Genomic DNA, 25,649 nt, shown 5'->3' with positions numbered 1-25,649 from the left:
GCCGGGGCGGGCTATGGGGCGGGCGGCCGCGGGCGCGGGCGGGGTTGCTAGGGAGGGCAGCCGGGTGCAGGGCACCGAGTCCGTCTTCCCGCCGGGGGGGGGGGGGGGGGGCCCCCCCCCCCCGCCGCCGCAACCCCTCGCCTGATCCCCCGCGGAGGGCGTGCGGGAAGTCTTGACCGCACGCCTGTACGCCCCTACGGTCGCGGCTGAAAACAGTTGCTGAGAATTTCGGCAACTTCTTGCGAACAGCTCTCGACACGACAGGGACGTCGTCCAGGAGGAAGCATGGCAAGAAAGACCGTGGCCGCTGCACTCGCCCTCGTGGCGGGAGCCGCTGCGGCCGTCACGGTGAACGCCCCGGCGCAGGCCACCCCGCCGGGGACCAAGGACGTCACGGCGGTGATGTTCGAGTGGAAGTTCGCCTCGGTGGCCCGGGAGTGCACCGACCGCCTCGGCCCCGCCGGCTACGGCTACGTGCAGGTCTCCCCGCCCCAGGAGCACCTCCAGGGCGCGCAGTGGTGGACCTCGTACCAGCCCGTCAGCTACAAGATCGCCGGGCGGCTCGGGGACCGCACCGCCTTCAAGAACATGATCGACACCTGCCACGCGGCCGGTGTGAAGGTCGTCGCGGACTCCGTCATCAACCACATGGCGAACGGGTCGGGCACGGGAACGGGCGGGACCCCGTTCTCCAAGTACGACTACCCGGGCCTCTACTCCGGCGCCGACATGGACGACTGCCGGTCCGCGATCTCCGACTACCAGGACCGGGCGAACGTCCAGAACTGCGAACTGGTCCAGCTCCCCGACCTCGACACCGGCGAGGAGTACGTCCGCGGGAAGATAGCCGGCTACCTCAACGACCTCCTCTCGCTGGGTGTCGACGGCTTCCGCATCGACGCCGCCAAGCACATGCCGGCCGCCGACCTCGCGAACATCAAGTCCCGGCTGACGAACCCGAACGCCTACTGGAAGCTCGAAGCCATCCACGGCGCCGGCGAGGCCGTCTCCCCGAGCGAGTACCTCGGCAGCGGCGACGTCCAGGAGTTCCGCTACGCCCGCGACCTCAAGCGGGTCCTCCAGAACGAGAAGCTCGCCTACCTGAAGAACTTCGGCGAGGCGTGGGGCCACATGCCCTCCGGCCAGTCCGGCGTCTTCGTCGACAACCACGACACCGAGCGCGGCGGCGACACCCTGAACTACAAGAACGGCGCCCAGTACACCCTGGCGTCCGTCTTCATGCTCGCCTGGCCCTACGGCTCCCCGGACGTCCACTCCGGCTACGAGTGGACCGACAAGGACGCCGGCCCGCCCAACGGCGGCCAGGTGAACGCCTGTTACAGCGACGGCTGGAAGTGTCAGCACGCCTGGCGCGAGATCTCCTCCATGGTCGCCTTCCGCAACACCGCCCGCGGCGAGGCCGTCTCCCACTGGTGGGACAACGGCAACAACGCGATCGCGTTCGGCCGCGGCTCCAAGGCGTACGTGGCGATCAACCACGAGTCGTCCGCCCTCTCCCGCACCTTCCAGACCTCCCTCCCGGCCGGCACCTACTGCGACGTGCAGTCGAACACCGCCGTGACCGTCAACGCGGCCGGCCAGTTCACCGCCACCCTCGCCGCCGACACCGCCCTCGCCCTGCACACCGGGGCCACGAGCTGCGGCGGCGGCACCACCCCCACCACCCCGCCGACCACGCCCCCCGCCACCACCGGCGCCTCCTTCAACGTCACCGCCACCACCGTGGTCGGCCAGAACATCTACGTCGTCGGCAACCGCGCCGAACTCGGCAACTGGGCCCCCGCCGCCGCCCTCAAGCTCGACCCGTCCGCCTACCCCGTGTGGAAGCTGGCCGTGAACCTGCCCGCCGGAACGGCCTTCGAGTACAAGTACGTCCGCAAGGACGCGGCCGGGAACGTCACCTGGGAGTCCGGCGCCAACCGCACCGCGACCGTCCCCGCCTCCGGCCAGGTCGTCCTGAACGACACCTTCCGCAGCTGACCCCTCCGCCACGCCAGGGCCGCCCCGACCGGGGCGGCCCCCTCTTCCCGTACCTCCAGGGAGCACCCCCGTGATACCCAAGAGAACGGCGGTGGCGCTCGCCGCCGCCCTGTGCGCGGCCCTCGTGCCCGCCGTCCCCGCCACCGCCGCGCCCCGCCCGCCCGCCCCGCCGTCCGACCGGGCGCTCGCCGCCGAACCGGCCCGCCAGGACCTCACCCGCGAGCAGTTCTACTTCGTGCTCCCGGACCGGTTCGCCAACGGCGACCCCTCCAACGACCGGGGCGGTCTCACCGGCAGCCGTACCGCCACCGGCTTCGACCCCACCGACAAGGGCTTCTACCAGGGCGGCGACCTCAAGGGCCTCACCCAGCGCCTGGACTACATCAAGGGCCTCGGCACCACCGCCATCTGGATGGCGCCGATCTTCAAGAACCGGCCCGTGCAGGGCGAGGGCAAGGACGCCTCGGCCGGCTACCACGGCTACTGGATCACCGACTTCACCCAGGTCGACCCGCACTTCGGCACCAACGACGACCTGAGGAAGCTGATCGACGCCGCCCACGCCAAGGGCATGAAGGTCTTCTTCGACGTCATCACCAACCACACCGCCGACACCGTCGACTACGCCGAGAAGAAGTACGGCTACCGCCCCAAGGGCGCCTACCCGTACCTCGACAAGGACGGCCGCCCCTTCGACGACCGGACCGCGATCGGGAAGGTCGACGCCGACTCCTTCCCGTACACCCCCGTCGAGCGCACCGGCGACAAGGTCCCGGCCTGGCTCAACGACCCGACGATGTACCACAACCGGGGCGACTCCACCTGGCAGGGCGAGTCCGCCGAGTACGGCGACTTCGTCGGCCTCGACGACCTGTGGACCGAGCGTCCCGAGGTCGTCGACGGCATGCGGAGGATCTACGAGACCTGGGTCCGCGACTTCGACATCGACGGCTTCCGCATCGACACCGTCAAGCACGTGGACCTGGACTTCTGGACCCAGTGGGCCACCGCCCTCGACGCGTACGCCAAGAAGCAGGGCCGCGAGGACTTCTTCATGTTCGGCGAGGTGTACTCCGCCGACACCACCGTCACCGCCCCCTACGTCACCCGGGGCCGGCTCGACGCCACGCTCGACTTCCCCTTCCAGGACGCCGCCCGCGCCTTCGCCTCCCAGGGCGCCGGCGCCGACCGCCTCGCCAAGGTCTTCGCCGAGGACTTCCGCTACACCACCGACAAGGCCAACGCCTACGAGCAGGTCACCTTCCTCGGCAACCACGACATGGGCCGCTTCGGGACCTTCCTCAAGCAGGACAACCCGCACGCGAGCGACGCCGAACTCGTCCAGCGCGCCCGGCTCGCCAACGAGCTGATGTTCCTCTCCCGCGGCAACCCGGTGGTCTACTCCGGCGACGAGCAGGGCTTCACCGGCGCCGGCGGCGACAAGGACGCCCGCCAGACCCTCTTCGGCTCCCGGGTCGCCGACTACCTCGACGACGACCAGCTCGGCACCGACCGCACGCACGCCTCCGACGCGTACGACACCGGCCACCCGGTCTACCGGTCGATCGCCGCCCTGTCGAAGCTCACCCGCGAGCACCCCGCCCTGCGCGACGGCATCCAACGGGAGCGCCTCGCCGAGGGCTCCGTCTACGCCGCCACCCGCACCGACGCGCGGCAGCGCGTCGAGTACCTGGTCGCCGCCAACAGCGCCACCGAGCCGAAGACCGTCGACGTCCCCGTCGACTCCGCCGCCTTCCACGCCCTGTACGGGGGTCAGGGCGCCGTCACGGCGAAGGACGGCAAGGTCACCGTCACCGTCCCCGCCCTCTCCACCCTGGTCCTCCGGGCCGACGCGCCCCTCCCGGCCGTCGCCGCGAAGCCCGCCGTCACCCTCAAGGCCCCGGCCGCCGGCTCCACCGGCACCGTCGAGCTCACCGCCGACGTCACCGGCGGCGGCCTCGACCGGGTCGTCTTCGCCGCCCAGGTCGGCAACGGCCGCTGGCAGACCCTCGGCACCGCCGACCACGCCCCCTACAAGGTCACCCAGCACGTCACCGCGCCCGCCGGCACCCCGCTCCGCTACAAGGCGGTCGTCGTCGACGCCGCCGGACGCACCGCGAGCGCCACCGCCGCCACCACGGCCGGCGCGCCCCCGGCCCCCGAGAAGCCGGTCGCCGTCGAGCGCCCCTACGCGATCGTCCACTACCGCCGCGAGGACGGGAACTACGACGGCTGGACCCTGAACGCCGCCGGACAGCGAGCCGCCTTCACGGGCCGCGACGCCTTCGGCGCCTTCGCCTGGGTCAAGCTCCCCGAGGGCGCCTCCACCGTCGCGTACACCGTCGAGAAGGACGGCACCGCCGACGGCCCGCAGCGCACCATCAGCCTCGGCCGCACCGGCGAGGTCTGGGTCACCCAGGGCCAGGACGGCCAGTCCGACACCGCCCCGGCCCCGACCACCCCGGACAGGACCAAGGCCGTCCTCCACTACCAGCGCGAGGACGGGAACTACGACGGCTGGGGCCTCCACCTGTGGACCGGCGCCGCCCAGCCCACCGACTGGTCCAAGCCCCTCCTGCCCACCCGGGTCGACGCCTACGGCGCCGTCTACGAGGTGCCCCTCGCCGAGGGCGCCACCTCGCTCTCGTACATCCTCCACAAGGGCGACCAGAAGGACCTCCCCACCGACCAGTCCCTCGACCTCGCCGCCACCGGCCACGAGGTCTGGCTGCTCGCCGGACAGCCCAAGTACCTCCTGCCGACCTCCGGCGGCGCGCCCGCCCTCGACCTCGGCAAGGCCGAGGCGCAGTGGATCGACCGGAACACCGTCGTCTGGAAGGTGAAGGCGAACGACTCCACCAGCCAGCAGCTCGTCCACGCCCCCGACGGCGGCATCACCGTCACCGACGGCGCCCTCAGCAGCGAGGGCCGGTGGCTCCGGCTGAACGCCGCCACCCTCACCGACGCGCAGAAGGCGAAGTTCCCGCACCTCAAGGACTACCCGGCCTTCACCGTCGACCCGCGCGACGCCGACCGGGTCCGCGGCTCCCTGCGCGGCCAGCTGATCGCCACCCAGCGCGCGGCCAACGGCGCCCTGCTCGCCGCCACCGGCGTCCAGACCGCCGGAATCCTCGACGACCTGTACGCGGCCAAGGCCACGCAGGCGAACCTCGGCCCGGTCTTCCGCGCCGGCCGCCCGACCCTCTCCCTCTGGGCCCCCACCGCCCAGTCCGTCGCCCTCGAACTCGACGGGAAGTCCGTGCCCATGCGGCGCGACCCCGCCTCCGGCGTCTGGTCGGTCACCGGCCCCCGCACCTGGGCGGGCAAGCCGTACCGCTACGTCGTGAAGGTCTGGGCGCCCAGCGTCGGCAAGCTCGTCGAGAACCGGGTCACCGACCCCTACTCGACCGCCCTCACCGCCGACTCCGCCCGCAGCCTCGTCGTCGACCTCGCCGACCCGAAGCTCGCCCCGGCCGGCTGGAAGACCCTCAGGAAGCCGGCCGCCGTGCCGCTCCGGGACGCCCAGATCCAGGAACTCCACGTCCGCGACTTCTCGATCGCCGACCCCACCGCGAAGGCCGGCCACCGGGGCACCTTCCTCGCCTTCACCGACGAGGACAGCAAGGGCTCGCGGCACCTCAAGGCCCTCGCCGACTCCGGCACCTCCTACGTCCACCTCCTGCCGGCCTTCGACATCGGCACCATCCCCGAGAAGAAGTCCGACCAGACCGCCCCCGCCTGCGACCTGAAGGTCTACGCCCCCGACTCCGAGGAACAGCAGGCGTGCGTCACCGCCGCCGCCGCGAAGGACGCCTACAACTGGGGCTACGACCCGCTGCACTACACCGTCCCCGAGGGCTCCTACTCCACCGACCCGGACGGCACCCGCCGCACGGTCGAGTTCCGGCAGATGGTCCAGGCCCTCAACGGGCAGGGCCTGCGCACCGTCATGGACGTCGTCTACAACCACACCGTCGCCGCCGGACAGTCCGACAGGTCGGTCCTCGACAGGATCGTGCCCGGCTACTACCAGCGCCTCCAGGCCGACGGCTCCGTCGCCACCTCCACCTGCTGCGCCAACACCGCGCCCGAGAACGCCATGATGGGCAAGCTCGTCGTCGACTCGGTCGTCACCTGGGCGAAGCAGTACAAGGTCGACGGCTTCCGCTTCGACCTCATGGGCCACCACCCCAAGGAGAACATCCTCGCCGTCCGCAGGGCGCTCGACGCCCTGACCGTCGAGAAGGACGGCGTCGACGGCAAGGCGATCGTCCTCTACGGCGAGGGCTGGAACTTCGGCGAGATCGCCGACGACGCCCGCTTCGTCCAGGCCACCCAGAAGAACATGGCCGGCACCGGCGTCGCCACCTTCTCCGACCGGGCCCGCGACGCCGTCCGCGGCGGCGGCCCCTTCGACGAGGACCCCGGCATCCAGGGCTTCGCCTCCGGCCTCTACACCGACCCCAACACCTCCGCCGCCAACGGCACCCCCGAGCAGCAGAAGGCCCGCCTCCTGCACTACCAGGACCTCATCAAGGTCGGCCTCACCGGCAACCTCGCCGGCTACACCTTCACCGACACCTCGGGCCGCATGGTCAAGGGCTCCGAGGTCGACTACAACGGCGCCCCGGCCGGCTACGCCGCCGCCCCCGGCGACGCCCTCGCCTACGCCGACGCCCACGACAACGAGACCCTCTACGACGCCCTCGCCTTCAAGCTGCCGGCCGGCACCTCCGCCGCCGACCGGGCCCGCATGCAGGTCCTCGCCATGGCCACGGCCACCCTCTCCCAGGGTCCGGCGCTCTCCCAGGCCGGCTCCGACCTGCTCCGCTCCAAGTCCCTCGACCGCAACTCCTACGACAGCGGCGACTGGTTCAACGCGATCCACTGGGACTGCCGCGACGGCAACGGCTTCGGCATCGGCCTCCCGCCGGCCGCCGACAACAAGGCCAAGTGGGGCTACGGCAAGCCGCTCCTCGCCCTCCCGAACCTGACGCCCGGCTGCGCCGACATCGACGGCGCCTCCGCCGCCTACCGGGACCTCCAGAAGATCCGCTCCACCGAACCGGCCTTCTCGCTCGCCACGGCCGGCCAGGTGCAGTCCGCCCTCTCCTTCCCGCTCTCCGGCACCGACGAGACCCCGGGCGTGATCACCATGCGCCTCGGCGACCTCGTGGTCGTGTTCAACGCGACCCCGGGCGAGCGGAAGCAGACGGTCCCGGGCCTGGCCGGCACGACCTACGCCCTCCACCCGGTCCAGGCGAACGGCTCCGACGCCGTCACCAGGACCGCCTCCTACGAGACCGGCTCGGGCACCTTCACCGTCCCGGCCCGCACGGTCGCGGTCTTCAGGACCACCGGCTGACGATCCGCCACGGAACACGGGCCCCGGCCGCCTCTTGTGCGGCCGGGGCCCGCGCCGTAAAGCTGTGGCCCGACATCCCGCACCACCAGGAGAGACCGTCATGCCGCAGATCACCGTCGACTACTCCGCGCCGCTGGACCGGCGCGGTCTCGCGCTCGCCCTGCACGCGCTCGTGGCGGAGGTCACCGGCGCCCCGCTCGCCGCCTGCGCGACCCGCTTCCGGGAGGTCGAGGAGACCGTCGTCGGCGACGGCGCCGTCGAGCGGGCCGTGGTGCACGCCCACATCGCCCTGCCCTGGGGGCAGTACGACGAGACCAAGAGCCGGCTGTCGAAGGCCGCGCTGCCGCTGCTGTCCCGTCACCTCAAGACGACCGACCGGGTGCGCCTCTCGGTCGAGATCCGCGACCTCGACTCGTCCTACCGCGCGGGCTGAGCCGGCACGGCCGGGGCCGGGGCCAGCTCGAGGAGCCGGCCCACCAGCTCCGCGAACGGCCCGTCCGCCGGCTCCTCCGCCAGGATCGCCGTCAGCACCTTCGCCGCCTGCTCGTCGTAGACCGCGCTCACCGCCGTCAGCGCCGCGAAGTCGTGCACCAGCTTCTGCTCCAGCTCCGCGCGCGGCACCCGCCGCCCGTCCAGCCACAGCAGCGCCGTCGACTCCGCGAGCGACACCCAGGACCGCACGACCAGTTCGAGCCGCGGCGACGGCTCCGCCACCCCGAGGTGGGCGACGATCTGCTCGTACGCGGCCTGCCGCACCTCGTCGATCATCGCGTTGGTCGTCGAGGAACCCACCGCGGGACCGCCCCGCATCAGCGCCGCGAAACCCGGCCCGTGGTCGTCGACGAAGTCGAAGAACCGGCCCATCACCCGCAGCAGCCGCGCGCCCAGCGGGCCCTGCGGCGGCTCCAGGAAGCGGGCCGCGAGCTCGTCGGCCGCGCGCCGCAGCGCCGCCTCGTACAGGCTCTGCTTGCCGGGGAAGTAGTGGTAGACCAGCGGCCGGGAGATGCCCGCGGCGGCGGCGATCTCGTCGATGGACACCTCGTCGGGCGAGCGGCTGCTGAAGAGTTCGAGGGCCACCCCGATCAGCTGCTGCTTGCGCTCCTCGACGCCCATCCTGCGCCGCACACCGGTCGTCATACGAACAGCCTATCGGGGTCCGTTACGCTCCTCGTTCATGAGCGCTTCCGACCAGTCCACCCCGGCCGCCGAGAGCCCCGTGACCGACGAGCCCGACGAACTCGACGAGACGGTGGAGGACGAGGCCGAGGACGACGACGAGCACGACGTCGACGAGGGCGAGGAGGCCGCGGACCCCGTCGACGGCATGACGCCCAAGCAGGCGAGGCGGCTGCGCGTGGCGGCCGCCTCGGTCCTGCTCGTGGTGATGGGCGTGGTGCTGGTGATCCGCCTCGCCAGCCGGACCTCCGTGCTGGTCGTGGGCGTCTACGGGCTCGCGATGATCCTCTGCGGCATCGTCATCGAGCTCTCCCGCAACGGCCGCACCCGCCTCGGCACCTGGCTCCTGGTGGGCGGCCTCGCGGCCGCCCTCGCCTTCGACTGGCTGATCCTGCCCTGACGGTTCAGAGGTCGAGGACGAGCTTCTTCCCGGCGCAGCGCGAGACGCAGATCAGCATCGAGTCCGCCCGCTCCGCGTCGGTGAGGAGTTCGTCCCGGTGGTCGACCTCGCCGTCCAGGACGGTCTGCCGGCAGGTGCCGCAGAAGCCCTGCGTGCAGGAGTACATGAGGCCCGGCACCTCCTCCCGTACCGCCGCGAGCACCGACTGGTCGGCGGCGACGGCCACCGTCCGCCCGGAGCGCCGGAGTTCGACCTCGAACGGGGTGCCGTCGGCGGGCGCGACCGCCGAGAAGCGCTCCAGGCGCGGGACCCGGCCCTCCGGCATCGCGGCGGAGACGGCGTCCATCAGCCCGTCGGGGCCGCAGCAGTAGACCTGCGCCTCGGCCGGCACCTGCGCCAGGAAGGACAGGTCCGGATACCCGTCCTCGTCCTCCGCCACGACGGTCACGCGGTCCCCGCCGAGCCGCACCAGCTCCGCCAGGTACGGCATGGAGGCGCGGGTCCGGCCGCAGTAGACCAGCCGCCAGTCCGCGCCCGCCGCCTCGGCGGCCCGCACCATCGGCAGGACCGGGGTGATCCCGATGCCGCCGGCGACGAAGACGTACGCGGGGGAGGCGACCAGCGGGAAGCGGTTGCGGGGGCCCCGGATCTCGATCTCGGCGCCCTCGTGGAGCTGTTCGTGCACCTCGCGGGAGCCGCCCCGGCCGCCCTGCCCCTCCTCGATGAGCCGGGTCGCGATCCGGTAGACGTCCGGCCGCGCCGGGTCGCCGCAGAGCGAGTACTGCCGGACCTGCCCCGAGGGCAGGACGAGGTCGAGGTGGGCGCCGGGCTCCCAGGACGGCAACCGCTCGCCCTCCAGGCGCAGTTCGACGACGCCCTCGGCGGGGACGGCCCGGCCGGTGACGAGCACCCGGCGCGGGACGGTCGCCCCGCGCCCGTATCCGGAGACCGGCGTCTCCAGGGAGGGCATCGGCCACAGCGGCCGGCTCGTCATGCGCGAGCGGACCGCCCGGCGGACGAGGAGTGCGGCGCCGGCGGCCAGCGCGACGGTGGTGAACCGGGGCATCAGCGGCCTCCGTTGGCGCCGGGGGAGGAGGCGAGGTAGGCCACGGCCTGCGCGGTGTCGCCCTCCTGGGAGGGGTGGTAGGCGCGGCTCAGATAGCGGGGTATCGAGCGCAGCATCGCCGGGGTGGACGGCAGCACGCCCTCGCGGCCCTTGCGGTAGAAGTCCGCCCAGGACGCCTTGGGGTCGAGCAGGCTCGGGTCGTTCTCCAGGAAGAAGCGGACCCCGCGCTGCCAGAGGAAGACCAGCGCGGAGAAGGCGAGCGCCCAGGTGCGGGCGCGCCGTCGGTAGCCGCCGTCGAGGTGCATGAAGAGCTCGAAGGCCACGGCCCGGTGCTCGACCTCCTCGGCGCCGTGCCAGCGCAGCAGGTCCATCATCATCGGGTCGGCGCCGCGCCGGTCCAGCTCGTCGGCGTTGAGCACCCAGTCGCCGAGGAAGGCGGTGTAGTGCTCGATCGCGGCGATCAGCGCGACCCGCTCCATCAGCCACCAGCGGCGGGCCCGGCCCGGCGGCAGCGTCCGGTCGCCGAGCAGCTTCTCGAAGAACCAGTCGACCTGCGCGGTGTACGGCGTCGGGTCGAGCCCCTGCTTCCGCAGGTGCGGCAGCACGTCGTCGTGCGCCTGCGAGTGCACGGCCTCCTGGCCGATGAAGCCGATGACGTCCTCGCGCAGCCGGTCGTCGGTGATGTACGGCAGCGCCTGCTGGTAGACGTGCACGAACCACCGCTCGCCGGCCGGGAGCAGCAGGTGCAGCACGTTGATCGTGTGCGTGGTGAAGGGGTCGCCGGGAACCCAGTGGAGCGGGGTCTCCTGCCAGTCGAAGGCGACTTTGCGGGCCTTGAGCTCGACGTGTTCGGACGCCACCGGTGCAGGCTGCGTATTAGACATGCCGTCAATGTACTGAGGAGTAAGCACGGGCGACAGTGCCGTGCACGGCCTTTTTCGCCCAGGCGCGGCAGCCGGACGCCCCTCATCGCAGCGCGGGCATCCGGCGGCCGTCGTCCAGGGTGGCGGACAGGTCCGCGCGGGCGCCCGCCTCCGCCTTCGCCGCCAGCGTCGGGCCCTCGGCGCGCGCCGTCACCCCGCCCTTCACCTCGACCGAGGCCACGTCCGGGCCGCCCGCCGCCAGCACGTACCAGCCGCCGCCCGGCGCCTGCCACAGCGCCCCGGCCAGCACCCTCGGCTCCCGCGCCCCGCACGCCGGGGCGTCCTGCGCCCGGGAGGCGAGCGCGGCCGGCGCCTTGCGGTCCGGCGGCAGGAACTGAGCGAGGACCCGGCTGCCGGTGCCCCGCCAGGTCTCCGCCCGGGTGCACACCCAGGTCGCCCGCCCCGCGCCCTCCGGCAGCGTCTGCCGGGCGAACCGCCACGCCTGCACCGACCGCACGCCCTGCCCGACGACCGTCGTCAGCTGGCACGCCGTCCGCGCCCAGGCCGCCCGCGCCTCGCGGCCGGTCGCCTCCACGGGCGCGCCGGGCGCGCCCCACAGCAGCCGGGCGGGCAGCAGCTCGCCGAGGTCGCCGAGGAGCCGGCCGCCCGCGTCGTCCGTCAGCTCCAGGGTGTTCCACCGCGCGCACTCCTTCGCGAGCGCGGGGCTGGGCACGGCGTCGGTCACCCCGCGCTCGTCCCGGCCGAGCCGCCACGGCTCCTTGCCGGGCATCAGCAGGTCCCGTACGGACGCGCCGGTCACCCACGGGGCGGTCAGATAGCGCACGTTCCCGGCCGCCCGCGTCACCACGACGGCGGTCGCGCCGGGGCCCTCGGCGGCGTCGGCGCGCGCGAAGTCGAGCCCGGCGCCCGCGCCGCCCTCCACCGGCTCGGCGTACCGCACGATCCGCAGCCCGTCGTGGAACAGCACCACCCGGGCCGCGTCCACCCGCCCCGCGAAGAGCAGTTGCGGCGGCCCCATCGGCGGCCCGACCGGAGTCCCCGGCGTCGCCGACGACTCCACCGCCCCGCCGGGCCGCGCCCACACGGCGAGCGCCCGCCGCAACAGCTTCACGTCCCCGGCGAGTTCGCCGCGCGCGGGCCACACCGAGAAGTCCCGGCGTACGGCCCCGGGCCAGACGGCCGGCGGGACCCGCCTCACCTTCGCCGGGTCGAGCGCGGCCTCGGCGGCGGGGTTGCGGGCGTAACTGGGCGCAGCAGCACCGTTTCTGCCCCATCCGTCCCCGGGCAGCCCGAGCAGCGCCCCGCACACCAGCAGCGCGACCACGCCCACGAGCGCGGCCCGCCCGTGCTGCCGCCGCCGCAACAGGTCCCCGGGCCGCGCCTGCAGGGTGCAGGGGTCGAACTCCGCCGACTCCAGCAGCGAGGCCCCACTGAGCCGAGGCCCGGCGGAGCCGGTCCCGGCCCCGGCTCCGCCCCCGCCCTCGCGGGTGCCGCCGGCCGCTCCGGCGCCCCGGCCACGGCCGGGCCCGGCCTGCTCGGCCACCCGCTCGGGCCGATCGCCGCCGCGCGGCGCCGCCGGGAGCGGGGGGCCGCCCCGGGAGCCGTTCCCGGGCCCGTCCTCCACCGCCTCCTGCGCCTCGTCCTCCAGGGCGGCCAGTTCGGCGAGGGCCGACTCCGGGTCCTCGGCCCCCACCGAGGCGAGGACCCGGAGGACCTCGGCGTCCCCCTGGCGCTCCAGACCGCGCAGCACGTACGCGGCGCGGGCGGGCGCGGAGAGCCGGGCGAGCAGCTGGTCCAGGGCCAGCTCGTCGGCCCCGCCCGCCCGGGGGAACAGCCGCAGGCCCCACACCTGCGGCAGCAGCGGCGGCAGCTGGGCCCGGCGCGGCACGGCCAGCCGCCGCAACGGCAGCCCGGCCACCAGCGCCTGCCGCAGCACCTCGCCGCGCACGTACGCGTACCCGGGATCCACCGCGTCCTCCGGCCGCCGCGCCTCGGGCACGGCAGGCCCCGGCACCCGCCGCCGGGGCAGCGCCCGCTGAACGAGCGCGTGCGCGGTCAGCACCCGCCGGTTGCGCCCCAGCGTCGGCGGCAGGACCAGATAGGCGATGCGTACGAGACGCGGATAGCGCTCGACGAGGGCGGCCTCGGCCTGCTCGACGTCGACGGGCCCCACGGGCGACGGAACGAGATCCTGGGTGCTCACGTTCAGCAGAACGAGCGATTCTTCCGATGGTCACCCCGGCACCGCCCCCGACATCGCCCCCGACCGCCTCCGGGCCCGGACGGGCCCTCAGGCCGCGTACACCGTCAGCCGTTCGCGGATCAGGGCCGTGAGGTCGTCCGGGACGCCCAGGCCGTCGCGTACGTAGGCGTCCAGGGAGCCGTGGCGGGCCGCCACTTCCTCCAGCGCCGCGTCCAGGTACTCCGGCCGTACGCCGATCATCGCGAGGACCAGCTCGGGGTCCCCGCCCTGGGTGACGAAGCCCTCGATCATGGGGGCGAACGCCTGCCGCACCGCCGGGTTGACCGCCAGGTACTCCTCCCGGACGGTCGCCTCGTCCGCGCCGAGCAGGCCGAGCACCACCGTCGCCGCCCAGCCGGTGCGGTCCTTGCCCGCCGTGCAGTGGAAGAGCAGCGGGCCCGCGCCCGGCGTGGCCAGTTCGGTGAGGAGGGTGCGGTAGGAGGCGCGGGCCGAGTCGCTGGTCACGAAGGCGCGGTAGGTGTTCCGCATCGCCGCGCCGATCCGGCCGCCGCCGAGGTGCCGCTCCGCGAGCGCCGGATCGCCGAGCAGGGTCTTGAGCCGGGCGGCCGGCGGCAGCCCGCTCGCCGCGAGCTGGTCCGCGAGCACGTCCGCGACGACCGCCCGCGCCCCGTCCGGCAGCCGGTCCGGCCGGTCGGCCCGCTCGGCGGCGGTCCGCAGGTCCACGACGGTACGGATCTTGAGCCCGGTCACGGCCGCCTCCTCCGGCTCCAGCCGGTCGAGCTGCGCCGACCGCAGCACGAGCCCGGACCGTACGGAACGCCCGTCGCCCAGCGGGAGACCGCCGAGGTCCCGCAGATTGGCGACGGAGGTGGCGGGTATCGCGGCCATGGGGTCGGGCTCCTCCCGTCGCGCGGCTCTCCTCCGACCGTAAGCGCCCCGGCCCGACTCGGCACCACCAGCCCGTCCGCCCCCGCCGGAGCACCGGAAATTAGTCCGGTCCGTACCATCGGCAGGCGGTCCGTGGGGTCCCGCGGGCGGGTGACACCATGTCCCCGATGACGCATCCCCGGTCGCCGCTGCGCGCCTTGAGAGCCGCCCTGTTCGCGGTCGTCTGCGTCGTACTGGCAGCGGTGGGGCATTCGTCCATGTCTGCGCACCCGCTCGACCCCTCCACGCTCCTCACCGCCCTGGCCGCCACGGCCGCCGTCGCCTGGTGCGCGGCCGGCCGCCGCCGCGGCCCCGTCGCCTGCGCGGGCGCCACCCTCGCCGCCCAGGGCGTCCTGCACGTCGCCTTCTCCCTGACCGGCGCGCACACCCCGGCCGCCCCCACGCCGCACACGGGACACGCGGCGCACGCGGCCCACCAGGCACCCGCCGCCCCCACCCCCGACAGCCTCGCCCCCCTCACCGAGGGCGGCCCCGGCATGCTCGCCGTCCACCTCCTCGCCGCCCTGGTCTGCGGACTGTGGCTGGCCCGCGGCGAGGCCGCCTTCTTCGCGCTCGCGGAGGCCGCGCTCACCCCGCTCCGGCACCTCCTCGCCGTGCCGCTCGGCCCCGCCGCCGTCCCCGCCGACCCGCGCCGCCCGGTCCGGCGGCCCCGCCGGAACGCCCGGCGCCCGCACGTCGTCGTCCTCGCGCACGTCCTCTCCCGGCGCGGCCCGCCCCGGCCGCCCGTCCCCCGCGCCACGGTCCTCGGTCCGCTCGTCTGACGCCGCCGGGGGCCGCTTCCCCCTGCCCGACGGCAGACCCCTCACGAGACTCCGAGGACAGTCATGACCATCGACGATCCCGCACGCCCCGACACGGCCGAGGCGCCACCCGCGCCCGCCGCCCCGCGCCGCCCCGGCGCCTGGAGCGCGCTGCGCCCGCTCCTCCTCCGCCTGCACTTCACCGCCGGCCTCCTCACCGCCCCCTTCCTCCTCGTCGCCGCGCTCAGCGGACTGCTGTACGCGCTCTCCTTCCAGGCCGAGGAGGTGGTGTACGCGCACGAGCTGGAGGTCCCGGTCGGGGACGCCGTCCTCCCGCTGGACCGCCAGGTCGGCATCGCCCGTGAGGCGAACCCGGACGGCACCGTCACCGCCGTCTGGCCCGCCGCCGAACCGGGCGCGACCACCCGCGTCCTGATGACCGACCCCGACGTGCCCGAGGACACCAAGCTCGCCGTCTTCGTCGACCCGTACACCGGTGAGGTGCGCGGACAGCTGCCCAGCTACGGCAGCAGCGGCGCCCTGCCGCTGCGCACCTGGATCGACGGCCTCCACCGCGACCTGCACCTCGGCGAACCCGGCCGGATCTACAGCGAACTGGCCGCCAGCTGGCTGTGGGTGCTCGTGCTCGGCGGTCTGGTCCTCTGGTTCGCCCGGCGCCGCACCAGGCGACGGGCGCTCCTGCTGCCCGAGGGCGGCCCGAAGTCCCGCCGCCGCACCCTCTCCTGGCACGGCTCGGTCGGCCTCTGGGCGGCGCTCGGCCTGCTGCTGCTCTCCGCGACCGGACTGACCTGGTCGCGGTACGCCGGCGAGAACATCGGCACCCTCCAGGACAGCCTGGGCGGCGCGACCCCGACCCTCTCCGCGGGCGCCGCCCCCGGCGCGGGCTCCGAGCACGCCGGCCACGGCCCCGGCCACCAGCCGGGAGCCGGCACCGCCCCCGCGACCGCCGACATCGGCGTCGACCGGGCGGTGGCGGCCGCCCGCGCCGCCGGTCTCGACAGCGCCTCGATAGCCGTCACGCTGCCCGCCGAGGGCAGCGGCTACGTCGTGAAGGAGACCGACAAGCAGTTCCCGGTCGAGCTGGACTCGGTCGCCCTCGACCCGGCCGACGGCACCGTCCTCGACCGGCTCCGCTTCGCGGACTACCCGGTCCTCGCGCAGCTGACCCGGATCGGCATCGACGCCCACACCGGCGTCTTCCTGGGCCTGTTCAACCAGCTGGCGCTCGCCGTCCTCGCCCTCGCGCTGGCCCTGATGATCCTCTGGGGCTACCGCATGTGGTGGCTGCGCCGCCCGCGCCGGCCGGTGGGCCGGGGCGCCTGGCGGAAGGTGCCGGTGACGCTGCTGCTGCCGCTCGCGGCGGCGACCGCCCTCGTCGGCTGGTTCGTCCCGCTGCTCGGCGTCAGCCTGCTGGTGCTGCTCGCCGCGGAACTCGTCCTCGCCCTGGTGGCCAGGGTGAGGACGAGGAAGGAGGCGGACACCGCGGCCCGCTAGGGCAGGTACTTGTAGCCGACCCGCCGCACGGTCTGGATCGTGTGGCGGTGCTCGGCGCCCAGCTTCCGCCGCAGCCGCGCCACGTGGACGTCGACGGTGCGCCCGTCGCCCACGTGCCCGTACCCCCACACCGTCTGCACCAGCTGGTCGCGGGTGTGCACCCGGTGCGGGTGGGCGACGAGATGGGCGAGCAGCTCGAACTCCAGATAGGTCAGGTCGAGCGCCCGCCCGTCGACGGTGGCGATCCGCCGCTCGCCGTCGATGGAGACGGGCCCGTCGGGGACGCCCCCGGGTTCGGGCTCCGGCTGCCGGTCGGCCGGCATCAGCACCAGGTAACCGACCATCGGCGGCCGGCCCGGCAGGACGGGCAGGGTGTGCGGCGGCGCCGGCAGCAGCGTGGCGCCCGGCGGCAGGAAGTCCGCGACCCGGGCCATTCCGGCGGCCTCGTCGGGTGCGACGGCGCGCAGACGGGGACGGGGGGCGGCAAGCGGGGCGGCGGCGGTCTGGGTGTGGGCCATGGGAGTCTCGGCTCTCTCGCGCGAAGAAACGGACGGACAGGCGTCGTACGTCACTGCGCGTCGGCCGAAGGCCGGAACCGGACACGTCTCCGGTCGGGGCTTTAGAGGGCCGACGCGTTCCTCACGCGCCGACAGCACCGGTCGAAGTCGTGGTGCTGCCGGGAAGGCCAGAACGGCTCGAGGTCGTGTCGACCCCGCGCGCTCTCGTTCTGGATGCCATCCATATCCCTATTAAACCAGCAGGGAAGCGTGGAGCGAAGAGGTGTCCGCGGAGTGGAGAGCGGCGTCCACGGAGTGGATGGGGTGTCCGCCGAGCGGAGAGGTGTCCGGCCACGCGGAAGCGCCCGCCGGGAGAACCGGCGGGCGCTTTCGGGGAACTGGCGGCGGATCAGACCTGGCCGGCCTTGGCGAGGGCCTCGCAGCAGGTGTCCACCAGGAGGCGGGTCACCACGTACGGGTCGACGTTCGCGTTCGGACGACGGTCCTCGATGTAGCCCTTCTGGTCCTGCTCGACCTGCCACGGGATGCGGACCGAGGCGCCGCGGTCGGAGACGCCGTAGGAGTACTTGTCCCACGGGGCGGTCTCGTGCAGACCGGTCAGGCGGTCGTCGATGCCGGCGCCGTAGTTCTTGACGTGGTCGAGCGGCTTCGAGCCCTCGCCCAGCGACTCGCAGGCGGTGATGATCGCGTCGTAGCCCTCGCGCATCGCCTTGGTCGAGAAGTTGGTGTGCGCGCCCGCGCCGTTCCAGTCGCCCTTCACCGGCTTCGGGTCGAGCGTCGCGGAGACGTTGAAGTCCTCGGCCGTGCGGTAGAGCAGCCAGCGGGCGACCCACAGCTGGTCCGAGACCTCCAGCGGCGCCAGCGGGCCGACCTGGAACTCCCACTGGCCGGGCATGACCTCGGCGTTGATGCCGGAGATGCCGAGGCCCGCCTTGAGGCAGTTCTCCAGGTGCGCCTCGACGATCGGACGGCCGTGGATCTCGTCCACGCCGACGCCGCAGTAGTAGCCGCCCTGCGGGGCCGGGAAGCCGTTGACCGGGAAGCCCAGCGGACGGGTGCCCTCGAAGAAGGTGTACTCCTGCTCGATGCCGAAGATCGGCTCCTGGGAGGCGTACTTCGCGGCGACCTCGGCCAGCGCGGCACGGGTGTTGGACTCGTGCGGCGTCATGTCCGTGTTGAGGACCTCGCACAGCACCAGGACGTCGTTGCCGCCGCGGATCGGGTCCGGGCAGGAGAAGACCGGCTTGAGCACGCGGTCCGAGGCGTGGCCCTTGGCCTGGTTGGTGCTGGAACCGTCGAAGCCCCAGATCGGCAGCTCCGCCAGCGGCAGCCCCTCGCCCGCGATGATCTTCGTCTTCGAGCGAAGCTTCGCGGTCGGCTCGGTGCCGTCGATCCAGATGTACTCAGCCTTGAAGGTCACGGGGTCATCCTTAGGGCGTGGCGTGCTGCTGCGGGGATCCGCGGCGGCTCGCGGCGCTGCGAGAAGCTGCGGTGGCGGCGCCGAACGCCCGGCCGGGGACCCGGCCCGCCGTCTGGAGCGCCTTTCGTGTGACCGCAGCTTCGCAACACGGGATTTCCCTTCGGTTGCCCGTTTGTGAACCCCGTGTTACTCAGCCTTCCTGCGCATTCCGGGCCGCCTGTGCGAGCCCGTGCGCGTCGAGCAGCGCGCCGAACCCGGCCGCCCGGATCCGCCGGACCAGCTCGTCCCGGGTGATCCCCAGCGCCTCCGCGGTCCGCCCCGGGTGCCAGTCGCAGGACGCCAGCCTGCGGACCAGATAACCCCGTCTGACCTGCGCGTCCGAGAGCCGGAAGGTCTTCAGATAGGCCGTCCGCCCCTTGTGGTCGGTGATCAGCTCGCCGATGTGCTGCCCCCGCCCGTCCCGCGCGAACGGCGGCAGGAACCGGTACAGCGCGAACGACCCCATCCGGTACACCCGCTCGAAGGCGTACGGGGTCTCCAGGAGGTCCCCCGCCATCAGCCCGTCGTGCGCGACCGCCCAGCGCCGCTCCTGCTCCCGGGCCGCCGCCCGCAGGTCCGCGAGGTCCCGGATGCCGCCCGCGCCGTCCCGGATCCGGGCGGTGAACTCGGGCACCGGGCCCCCGTAGTAGGCGTACTGGTGCACCAGCTCGCCGTACAGGTCCTCCACCAGCGTCGGATGCAGCAGCCGGTAGTCCTCCGGATGCGGGACGACGAAGGCCGCGGCCAGGGCGTCCGCCGTGTACACCAGCACCCCGCACTGCCCCGGGTGCAGCTCGAAGACCCGCAGCGCCTCCGCGAGCCCCGGCACCTCCCACCCGTCGTACGCCGCCTCCGCGCGCGGCGACAGCCCCTGCCGCAGCGCGGCCCGCGACCACTCCTCCCACAGCACCGACGGCCCGCCGAAGTGCAGCGCCAGATACCCCTCCAGGGCGAGGTGGAGCGGCAGGAACCGCAGCCGCCGCTCGCCGGGGACCCGCCGGGCGAGCCGGCGGTGCGGGGCACGCACGGGCACCGCGGCCGGCGCCCCGGCCCCGAGCCGCGTCCCGTACGCCGCCTCCTCGTGCCCCGCCCCCGACCAGTCCGCGACGAAGCCGTGCGGGATGTACGACGTGTAGGCCGTGCCGTCGCCGACGTCCACGGCCACGTCCGCCGCCGCGTACACCTCCCGGCCCAGCCGCAGCCCGGCCACCGGCTCGGCGCGCACCAGCGGCACGAGCCGCACCCCGCCCCACACCTGCGCGGGCCGGGTGTCGAGCCCGGCCAGATCGATCCGCGTCACGCCGTCCGTCCCTTCCCGTGCTCCGCGAGGAAGTCCGCCACCCGCCGGTCCAGATAGGCGCGCAGCTCGGTCAGCCCGGTCCGCCCCTCGGCGAACCCGGCGATCTCCACCAGCGCCGGCAGGTCCTCCGCGTCCCGGATGCCGACCGCGGGCACCGAGGGCCCCAGCCGGCGCACGTCGAAGACCCCCGCGTCGTATACGGGGTTCACATGGACCGCCGCCGTCCGCCGCCCCGGATCGAGCCGCGACCGCCAGACCCGCAGCACCTCGCCCGCCAGACCCGGCGGCGCGTTGTCCCAGCCGTCCGAGACGATCACGAGCCGGTCCGGCCCGACGTCGAGCGCGTCCAGGATCCGCAGGCCGAGCGGGGTGGGCCCGTACGGCCGGACCAGCAGCGGATCCGTACCCCCCGACGTCCACAGACCGGTGTACGCCCCCGGTGCCGCCAGCGCCTCCAGGAGGAAGTGGCAGCCGAGCGCCACGGCCAGCGGCCGCCGCCGCTTCACCGACGAACCCGACGAGGAGAAGCTGTCGTCGAGCACCGCCGCGACCCGCCCCCAGCCGCCCGCACACGGCCCCGCCGCCCGCCGCGCCGCCGCCCGCAGCGCCCCGGTCAGCTCCTCCCGCCGCTCCGCCCGCTCCGCACACGGCAGCGCCAGCACGTACAGCGCCAACCGCGTCAGCGGCATCGCCGCCAGATCCGTGGCGGCCCCCGCGGCCCGGTCGGTCCGCAGCCGCTCCAGCCGCGTCATCCGGGGCGCGATCCGCTCCAGGAACACCTTCCGGTCCACCCCGTGCCTCGCCGCGAACCCCTCCGCGACGCTGAACGGCAGCCCGTAGAGCGCGCCCTCCTCGTAGTGCGCCCGCCGGTACGCCTCCAGCGTCGGATGCGCGTACCGGACCCGGCGCCCCGGCGCGAAGAGGAAGTCGCCGGTCTCGGCGTCGGCGGCCGGCACGTGCGCGTGCTTGAGGGCGGCCTTCACCCCGGCGCGGTACTTCACCGCGTCGAGCACCGGATCCGGCCGCGCGGCCAGCCACTCCCGCACGATCGCGCGCGTGCGCCGGTTGTTCACCCCGGCCTCCCGCAGCCGCCGGAACAGCCGGTACACCCGCTGCGGCGCCATCCGCGCCAGCCGGGCCGCGACCAGCCGCCCCTCCCCGTCCCCGGCCTCGCCGGGCGTCCGCAGCAGCTGCTCGACGACGAGGGCGGCGTTGTGGTCGTTGATGTCGAGCGCCAGGCAGGCGGCGTACAGCGGGCGGTAGTTGACCCGTACGTACTCGTGGAGGAAGGCCAGCGACAGCCGCTGCTCGGCGGCGGACGACCGGAACTCGCGCTGCCCGGTCGAGGTCACGGCCGCGTTGACGAACAGCAGCACGTCCTCGGCGGCGACGAGCTCGGACACGGCGTCCCCCTTCTCGCGTGTCGGCGTGCCGGCCGGGGAGAGGGAGCACGATCAGCGAATACGTTGCTTCAGGCAGGTTCCGGAAGTCGTACCGAAGTCCCGCGGCCGGCACGGACGCACGCTAACCGGGACCGGGGAGCGGAGCCAAGCCGATATCGGTTGGGAGCGGACGGCCCCCGCCGTGCAGACTGGGCCCATGGCGACCCTCTCCGCACCCCAGCGCCCCCGCATCGGACTCGTCGGCACCGGCCCCTGGGCCGCCCGCACCCACGCCCCGGCGCTCGCCGCGCACGAGGGGATCGAGTTCGCCGGGGTGTGGGGCCGGCGCCCGGAGGCGGCCGCCGAACTCGCCGCGGCCTCGGGCACGCGCGCGTACGAGGACCTGGACGTCCTCCTCGCCGAGTGCGACGCCGTGGCGGTGGCGCTCCCGCCGGACGTCCAGGCCACCGTCGCCGCCCGCGCGGCCCGGGCCGGCTGCCACCTCCTCCTCGACAAGCCGCTCGCGACCTCGGTCACCGCGGCCCGCGAGGTCGCGGAGGCGGCGGAGAAGGCGGGCGTCGCCTCGGTCGTCTTCTGCACCCTCCGCTTCGCCCCGGAGACCGCCCGCTGGATCGAGGAGCAGCGGGAGGCGGGCGGCTGGTACGTCGCCGAGGCCCGCTGGCTCGGCTCGCTCTACGCCCCCGGCTCCGAGAGCCCGTACGCCGCCTCCCCCTGGCGCCGCGAGAAGGGCGGCCTCTGGGACGTCGGCCCGCACGTCCTCTCGGTCCTCCTCCCGGTCCTCGGCGACGTGACGTCCCTGACCGCGGCCAGGGGCCCGGAGGACACCCACCACCTGGTGCTCCGCCACGCCTCGGGGGCGAGCAGCACCGCGACCCTGACCCTGAGCGCCCCGCCGGCGGCGGCGGGCGCGTCGATCACCCTGCACGGCGCGGCCGGCCGCGCGGAGCTGCCCGGATGGAACGGCGCGGCGGAGGCGTACGGCCGTGCCGTCGACGCCCTCCTGACGGCGGCCCGCACCGGCACCCCGCACCCCTGCGACGCCCGTTTCGCCCTCCGCCTCACCGAACTCCTCACGGAGGCGGAGGCCCGTGCGGCAGCCCTCTGACGGCACCGGCGCCCCCGTCCTCCGTACCCTCACCCCGGCCGACTGGCCGCTCTGGCGCGAGGCCCGGATCGCGGCCCTGACGACCTCTCCCGAGGCGTTCCGGAGGGACCTGGCGCACTGGCACGCCGGCGGCGAGGCCCGCTGGCGGGCCCGCCTGGACGACCCGACGGCCCTGGGCCTGGTCGCCCTCCCCCGGGACCGTCCCGCCGGACTGGCGGGCGGCCTCGTCGCCTCGGACGGCGTCCCCGAACTGCGCTCGCTCTGGGTGGCGCCGGCGGCCCGGGGCCGGGGGTTGGCGACCCGTCTGATCGCCGACGTGGAGGAGTGGGCCCGGCGCTCCGGAGCCCCCGCCCTCCGCCTTGCGGTCCTGACGGACAACGCCCCGGCCATCGGCCTCTACGAGAGGCTGGGTTACCGCCGCACCGGCGACCGCCCGGGCGAACACCTCATGACCAGGGCCCTCCGGCCGGCCGGCTAACCGCGCCCGAGCGCGTCCCGCACGGCCTCCTCCGACCGTCCGACGACGGCCGTCCCGTCGTCGGCGGTGATGATCGGCCGCTGGATGAGCTTCGGGTGCGCCGACAGCGCCTCGATCCACCGCTCCCGGTCCTCCGGCTCCCGCCCCCACTCCTTCACCCCGAGCTCCTTGGCGACGGCCTCCCCGGTCCGCGTGATGTCCCACGGCTCCAGCCCCAGCCGACCGAGCACGGCCCGGATCTCCTCCACGGAGGGCACGTCCTCCAGGTACTTCCGGACGGTGTAATCCGCCCCCTCGGCGTCGAGCAGGGTGAGGGCGCCGCGGCACTTGGAACAGGCGGGATTGATCCAGATCTCCATCCCCCCAAGCTACCGCCAAACCCCGTCCGACCAGGCCCGATTGTCAGTGGTAGCACCTAAAATAGAGGCAGAAGGCAGGGGCCCAGGGGAGGCCCCCGCCACCGTTCGCCAGGAGGTAGCCCGTGGCAACAGCCGTGATCCGCAGGCCGTCCATCGAACCCTTCGCGCCGCTCCTGAAGAAGCCCCTCCCGGCCGGCCGTCCGCGCGAGTGGTACATCACCCACAACCGCCGCCTCAAGGCGATGCGCCTCGCGATCGCCCTCCTCGACGCCGGCGTCTACATCCCGTCCAAGGCCACCAACGCCACCATCCGCACCACGGCCCACCGCATAGGCATCCACCCGCCCTCGGACACCACCTGCCGCCTGGTCCGCACCTTCATCCGCCAGAACCACTGACACGGACGACGACATGCGGCGAGGGCCGCCGTCCCCGGGGAGGCGGGGGGGGGCGCCCCTCAGCGGTGCGTCTGGTGCGCCCTGCGGTCTAGAGGTCGTAGTAGAGCTCGAACTCGTGCGGGTGCGGGCGGAGCTGGATCGGCGCGATCTCGTTGGTGCGCTTGTAGTCGATCCAGGTCTCGATCAGGTCGGAGGTGAAGACGCCGCCGGCCTGGAGGTACTCGTTGTCCTCCTCCAGGGCCTTGAGCACGGCCTCCAGGTTGGTCGGGACCTGCGGGACGCTCGCGTGCTCCTCGGGGGCGAGCTCGTACAGGTCCTTGTCGATCGGCTCCATGGGCTCGATCTTGTTCTTGACGCCGTCGAGGCCCGCGAGGAGGAGGGCGGAGAAGGCGAGGTACGGGTTCGAGGACGGGTCCGGCGCGCGGAACTCGACGCGCTTGGCCTTCGGGTTCGAGCCCGTGATCGGGATGCGCATGGCGGCGGAGCGGTTGCGCTGCGAGTAGACCAGGTTGACCGGCGCCTCGAAGCCCGGGACCAGGCGGTGGTAGGAGTTCACCGTCGGGTTGGTGAAGGCGAGCAGCGACGGGGCGTGCTTGAGGATGCCGCCGATGTAGTAGCGGGCGGTGTCCGACAGGCCCGCGTAGCCGGCCTCGTCGTAGAACAGCGGGTCGCCGTTGGACCACAGCGACTGGTGGACGTGCATGCCCGAGCCGTTGTCGCCGAAGATCGGCTTCGGCATGAAGGTCGCGGACTTGCCGTTCCGCCAGGCGACGTTCTTGATGATGTACTTGAACAGCATCAGGTCGTCGGCCGCGGCGAGCAGCGTGTTGAACTTGTAGTTGATCTCGGCCTGGCCGGCGGTGCCCACCTCGTGGTGCTGGCGCTCGACCTGGAGGCCGACCTTCTCCAGCTCCAGGGACATCTCGGCGCGCAGGTCGGCGAAGTGGTCGACCGGCGGGGCCGGGAAGTAGCCGCCCTTGTAGCGGACCTTGTAACCGCGGTTGTTCTCCTCCGCACCGGTGTTCCAGGCGCCGGCCTCGGAGTCGATGTGGTAGAAGCCCTGGTTCGCGGAGGTCTCGAAGCGGACCGAGTCGAAGACGTAGAACTCGGCCTCGGGGCCGAAGTACGCGGTGTCGGCGATGCCGGTGGAGGCCAGGTACGCTTCCGCCTTCTTCGCGATGTTCCGCGGGTCACGGCTGTACTGCTCGCCCGTGATCGGGTCGTGGATGAAGAAGTTGATGTTGAGCGTCTTGTCGCGGCGGAACGGGTCCAGGCGGGCCGTCGAGAGGTCCGCGCGCAGCGCCATGTCGGACTCGTGGATGGCCTGGAAGCCGCGGATCGACGAGCCGTCGAAGGCCAGCTCCTCGGACGGGTCGAAGGCCGTCGCCGGGATCGAGAAGTGCTGCATCACGCCGGGAAGGTCGCAGAAGCGGACGTCGACCATCTTGACGTCCTCGTCCTTGATGAACTTCGCGACTTCCTCGGCGTTCTGGAACCCGTGCTTGGACATCCAACTCCTCCTACTCCCGGCCCGGGGAGGGGCGGGGTTGCAGCTCGGTGATGCACCAGTGCGGTGGCGCACGCTCGTACCCGACCCTAGGCAGTCGGGATTTCTCAAGCATGACCCATTTGTTTCGTCGAAGTTAACCGGGGTGGGTGGCGGCCCTCCGTGTCGCGCCTCAGCCGCACCCGGACCGAAGTGATCGAAAACGGGCGCAGTACGGTGGTCGGGTGGACAACAGGCAAGCACTCGGATCGTGGCTCTCCGGCCCCCGTGCCGCGGCGGAGCAAGCAGGCGTGGACTTCGGTTACCGGGGGCAGCAGCTGGGCCTCCCCGAGGAGGGGCCCGGCTCCATCGCCCGCCCCGGGGCGCGGCTCGGCGCGCTCGCCGTGGACTGGGGCCTGTGCCTGCTGATCGCATACGGTCTCATCACCGACGGCTACGGGCAGGCGACCAGCAACTGGGCCCTGCTCATCCTCTTCGCCCTGAACGCCCTCACCGTCGGCACCGTCGGCGCCACCCCGGGCAAGCTCCTCTTCCGTCTGCGGGTCGTCTCGGTCGCGGGCGGCCGGCTCTCGCTGCCCCGCGCCGTGCTCCGCGCGGCCCTCACCTGCCTGGCGATCCCCGCCCTGGTCTGGGACCGGGACGGCCGCGGCCTCCACGACCGCTTCACCGGCGCCGTCCAGGTGCGGGTCTGAGCCGGAGCGGTACCGACGACAGAAGGGGGGGGGGGCGGGCACCCCGGGGGGGCGGGGGGCCGCGGGGACAACGAGAAGTGGAGGGGGAGGGCGCAATAAACACACGCCCCGACACAAAAGAAAGTAGAAACG

21 protein-coding genes are annotated in these 25,649 nt (G+C 73.7%); 10 read left to right on the top strand and 11 right to left on the bottom strand.

Annotated features, from left to right (window positions below):
* Window positions 1-285 precede the first annotated feature (285 nt).
* From ACFW1I_RS17125 to ACFW1I_RS17115, 3 genes are all read left to right on the top strand, one after another.
* The gene (locus ACFW1I_RS17125; RefSeq protein WP_384670466.1) at window positions 286-2,001 is read left to right on the top strand and encodes a carbohydrate-binding module family 20 domain-containing protein; all 1,716 of its coding nucleotides are present in this window, start codon (window positions 286-288) and stop codon (window positions 1,999-2,001) included.
* A 70-nt stretch (window positions 2,002-2,071) separates the two neighbouring features.
* Window positions 2,072-7,366, top strand: a complete 5,295-nt coding sequence (pulA, locus tag ACFW1I_RS17120) for a pullulanase-type alpha-1,6-glucosidase (protein WP_384670464.1) — start codon at window positions 2,072-2,074, stop codon at window positions 7,364-7,366.
* Between the two features lie 100 nt (window positions 7,367-7,466).
* Window positions 7,467-7,799: an isomerase gene (locus ACFW1I_RS17115; RefSeq protein ID WP_384670462.1), complete on the top strand. Its 333-nt coding sequence runs from the start codon at window positions 7,467-7,469 to the stop codon at window positions 7,797-7,799.
* On the opposite strand, the gene ACFW1I_RS17110 is transcribed toward ACFW1I_RS17115, so the two are convergent.
* Complete coding sequence (locus tag ACFW1I_RS17110; protein WP_384670461.1) at window positions 7,784-8,503, bottom strand: TetR/AcrR family transcriptional regulator; 720 nt, start codon at window positions 8,501-8,503, stop codon at window positions 7,784-7,786. The two genes, ACFW1I_RS17115 and ACFW1I_RS17110, sit on opposite strands and share 16 nt — an antisense overlap.
* A 37-nt stretch (window positions 8,504-8,540) precedes the next feature.
* On the opposite strand from ACFW1I_RS17110, the gene ACFW1I_RS17105 reads away from it, so the two are divergent.
* Complete coding sequence (locus ACFW1I_RS17105) at window positions 8,541-8,942, top strand: hypothetical protein (protein WP_384670459.1); 402 nt, start codon at window positions 8,541-8,543, stop codon at window positions 8,940-8,942.
* A gap of 4 nt (window positions 8,943-8,946) precedes the next feature.
* On the opposite strand, the gene ACFW1I_RS17100 is transcribed toward ACFW1I_RS17105, so the two are convergent.
* From ACFW1I_RS17100 to ACFW1I_RS17085, 4 genes are all read right to left on the bottom strand, one after another.
* A complete protein-coding gene (locus ACFW1I_RS17100) occupies window positions 8,947-10,008 on the bottom strand; it encodes a PDR/VanB family oxidoreductase (protein WP_384670458.1) in 1,062 nt (353 codons plus the stop codon).
* Window positions 10,008-10,892, bottom strand: coding sequence for a metal-dependent hydrolase (locus ACFW1I_RS17095; RefSeq protein ID WP_384670457.1), 885 nt, complete (start codon window positions 10,890-10,892; stop codon window positions 10,008-10,010). The genes ACFW1I_RS17100 and ACFW1I_RS17095 overlap by 1 nt, the downstream gene beginning before the upstream one ends.
* Before the next feature lie 82 nt (window positions 10,893-10,974).
* Window positions 10,975-13,095 carry a hypothetical protein gene (locus ACFW1I_RS17090; RefSeq protein WP_384670455.1) on the bottom strand — a complete coding sequence of 707 codons (2,121 nt, stop codon included), beginning with the start codon at window positions 13,093-13,095 and terminating at the stop codon, window positions 10,975-10,977.
* 87 nt (window positions 13,096-13,182) lie between these two features.
* Window positions 13,183-13,983, bottom strand: coding sequence for a tyrosine-protein phosphatase (locus ACFW1I_RS17085; protein ID WP_384670453.1), 801 nt, complete (start codon window positions 13,981-13,983; stop codon window positions 13,183-13,185).
* A gap of 167 nt (window positions 13,984-14,150) precedes the next feature.
* On the opposite strand from ACFW1I_RS17085, the gene ACFW1I_RS17080 reads away from it, so the two are divergent.
* Both ACFW1I_RS17080 and ACFW1I_RS17075 read left to right on the top strand, forming a co-directional pair.
* Window positions 14,151-14,804, top strand: a complete 654-nt coding sequence (locus tag ACFW1I_RS17080) for a hypothetical protein (protein ID WP_384670451.1) — start codon at window positions 14,151-14,153, stop codon at window positions 14,802-14,804.
* A gap of 63 nt (window positions 14,805-14,867) precedes the next feature.
* Entirely contained in the window at window positions 14,868-16,298 is a 1,431-nt protein-coding gene (locus tag ACFW1I_RS17075; RefSeq protein ID WP_384670450.1) for a PepSY-associated TM helix domain-containing protein, read from the top strand.
* Here ACFW1I_RS17075 and ACFW1I_RS17070 read toward each other — a convergent pair.
* The 4 genes from ACFW1I_RS17070 to ACFW1I_RS17055 form a co-directional block, all read right to left on the bottom strand.
* Window positions 16,295-16,816 (bottom strand): winged helix-turn-helix domain-containing protein, encoded by a 522-nt coding sequence (locus ACFW1I_RS17070; RefSeq protein WP_384670449.1) that lies wholly within the window; start codon window positions 16,814-16,816, stop codon window positions 16,295-16,297. The two genes, ACFW1I_RS17075 and ACFW1I_RS17070, sit on opposite strands and share 4 nt — an antisense overlap.
* Window positions 16,817-17,204: 388 nt before the next feature.
* A complete protein-coding gene (gene glnII, locus ACFW1I_RS17065) occupies window positions 17,205-18,236 on the bottom strand; it encodes a glutamine synthetase (RefSeq protein ID WP_384670448.1) in 1,032 nt (343 codons plus the stop codon).
* A gap of 190 nt (window positions 18,237-18,426) precedes the next feature.
* The gene (locus ACFW1I_RS17060; RefSeq protein ID WP_384670447.1) at window positions 18,427-19,575 is read right to left on the bottom strand and encodes a hypothetical protein; all 1,149 of its coding nucleotides are present in this window, start codon (window positions 19,573-19,575) and stop codon (window positions 18,427-18,429) included.
* On the bottom strand, window positions 19,572-20,978 hold the full coding sequence (locus ACFW1I_RS17055) for a hypothetical protein (protein ID WP_384670446.1): 1,407 nt from the start codon (window positions 20,976-20,978) through the stop codon (window positions 19,572-19,574). Before ACFW1I_RS17055 ends, ACFW1I_RS17060 begins: the two co-directional genes overlap by 4 nt.
* A gap of 196 nt (window positions 20,979-21,174) precedes the next feature.
* On the opposite strand from ACFW1I_RS17055, the gene ACFW1I_RS17050 reads away from it, so the two are divergent.
* Window positions 21,175-22,083 (top strand): Gfo/Idh/MocA family protein, encoded by a 909-nt coding sequence (locus ACFW1I_RS17050; protein ID WP_384670445.1) that lies wholly within the window; start codon window positions 21,175-21,177, stop codon window positions 22,081-22,083.
* Window positions 22,067-22,561: a GNAT family N-acetyltransferase gene (locus ACFW1I_RS17045; RefSeq protein WP_384670444.1), complete on the top strand. Its 495-nt coding sequence runs from the start codon at window positions 22,067-22,069 to the stop codon at window positions 22,559-22,561. Before ACFW1I_RS17050 ends, ACFW1I_RS17045 begins: the two co-directional genes overlap by 17 nt.
* Here the strand turns inward: ACFW1I_RS17045 and ACFW1I_RS17040 are convergent.
* Window positions 22,558-22,920 carry an arsenate reductase family protein gene (locus tag ACFW1I_RS17040; protein WP_384670442.1) on the bottom strand — a complete coding sequence of 121 codons (363 nt, stop codon included), beginning with the start codon at window positions 22,918-22,920 and terminating at the stop codon, window positions 22,558-22,560. The two genes, ACFW1I_RS17045 and ACFW1I_RS17040, sit on opposite strands and share 4 nt — an antisense overlap.
* 122 nt (window positions 22,921-23,042) lie before the next feature.
* On the opposite strand from ACFW1I_RS17040, the gene ACFW1I_RS17035 reads away from it, so the two are divergent.
* Window positions 23,043-23,318 carry a hypothetical protein gene (locus ACFW1I_RS17035; protein ID WP_384670441.1) on the top strand — a complete coding sequence of 92 codons (276 nt, stop codon included), beginning with the start codon at window positions 23,043-23,045 and terminating at the stop codon, window positions 23,316-23,318.
* 88 nt (window positions 23,319-23,406) lie between these two features.
* On the opposite strand, the gene glnA is transcribed toward ACFW1I_RS17035, so the two are convergent.
* A complete protein-coding gene (gene glnA / locus ACFW1I_RS17030; RefSeq protein WP_384670439.1) occupies window positions 23,407-24,828 on the bottom strand; it encodes a type I glutamate--ammonia ligase in 1,422 nt (473 codons plus the stop codon).
* A 221-nt stretch (window positions 24,829-25,049) separates the two neighbouring features.
* On the opposite strand from glnA, the gene ACFW1I_RS17025 reads away from it, so the two are divergent.
* On the top strand, window positions 25,050-25,517 hold the full coding sequence (locus tag ACFW1I_RS17025) for an RDD family protein (RefSeq protein WP_384670437.1): 468 nt from the start codon (window positions 25,050-25,052) through the stop codon (window positions 25,515-25,517).
* Window positions 25,518-25,649 lie beyond the last annotated feature (132 nt).

Source organism: Streptomyces sp. NPDC058955, assembly GCF_042741435.1.
Classification (GTDB): domain Bacteria; phylum Actinomycetota; class Actinomycetes; order Streptomycetales; family Streptomycetaceae; genus Streptomyces.
The sequence above is the reverse complement of the archived record's forward strand: the minus strand, read 5'-3'. Positions and strand labels throughout refer to the sequence as shown.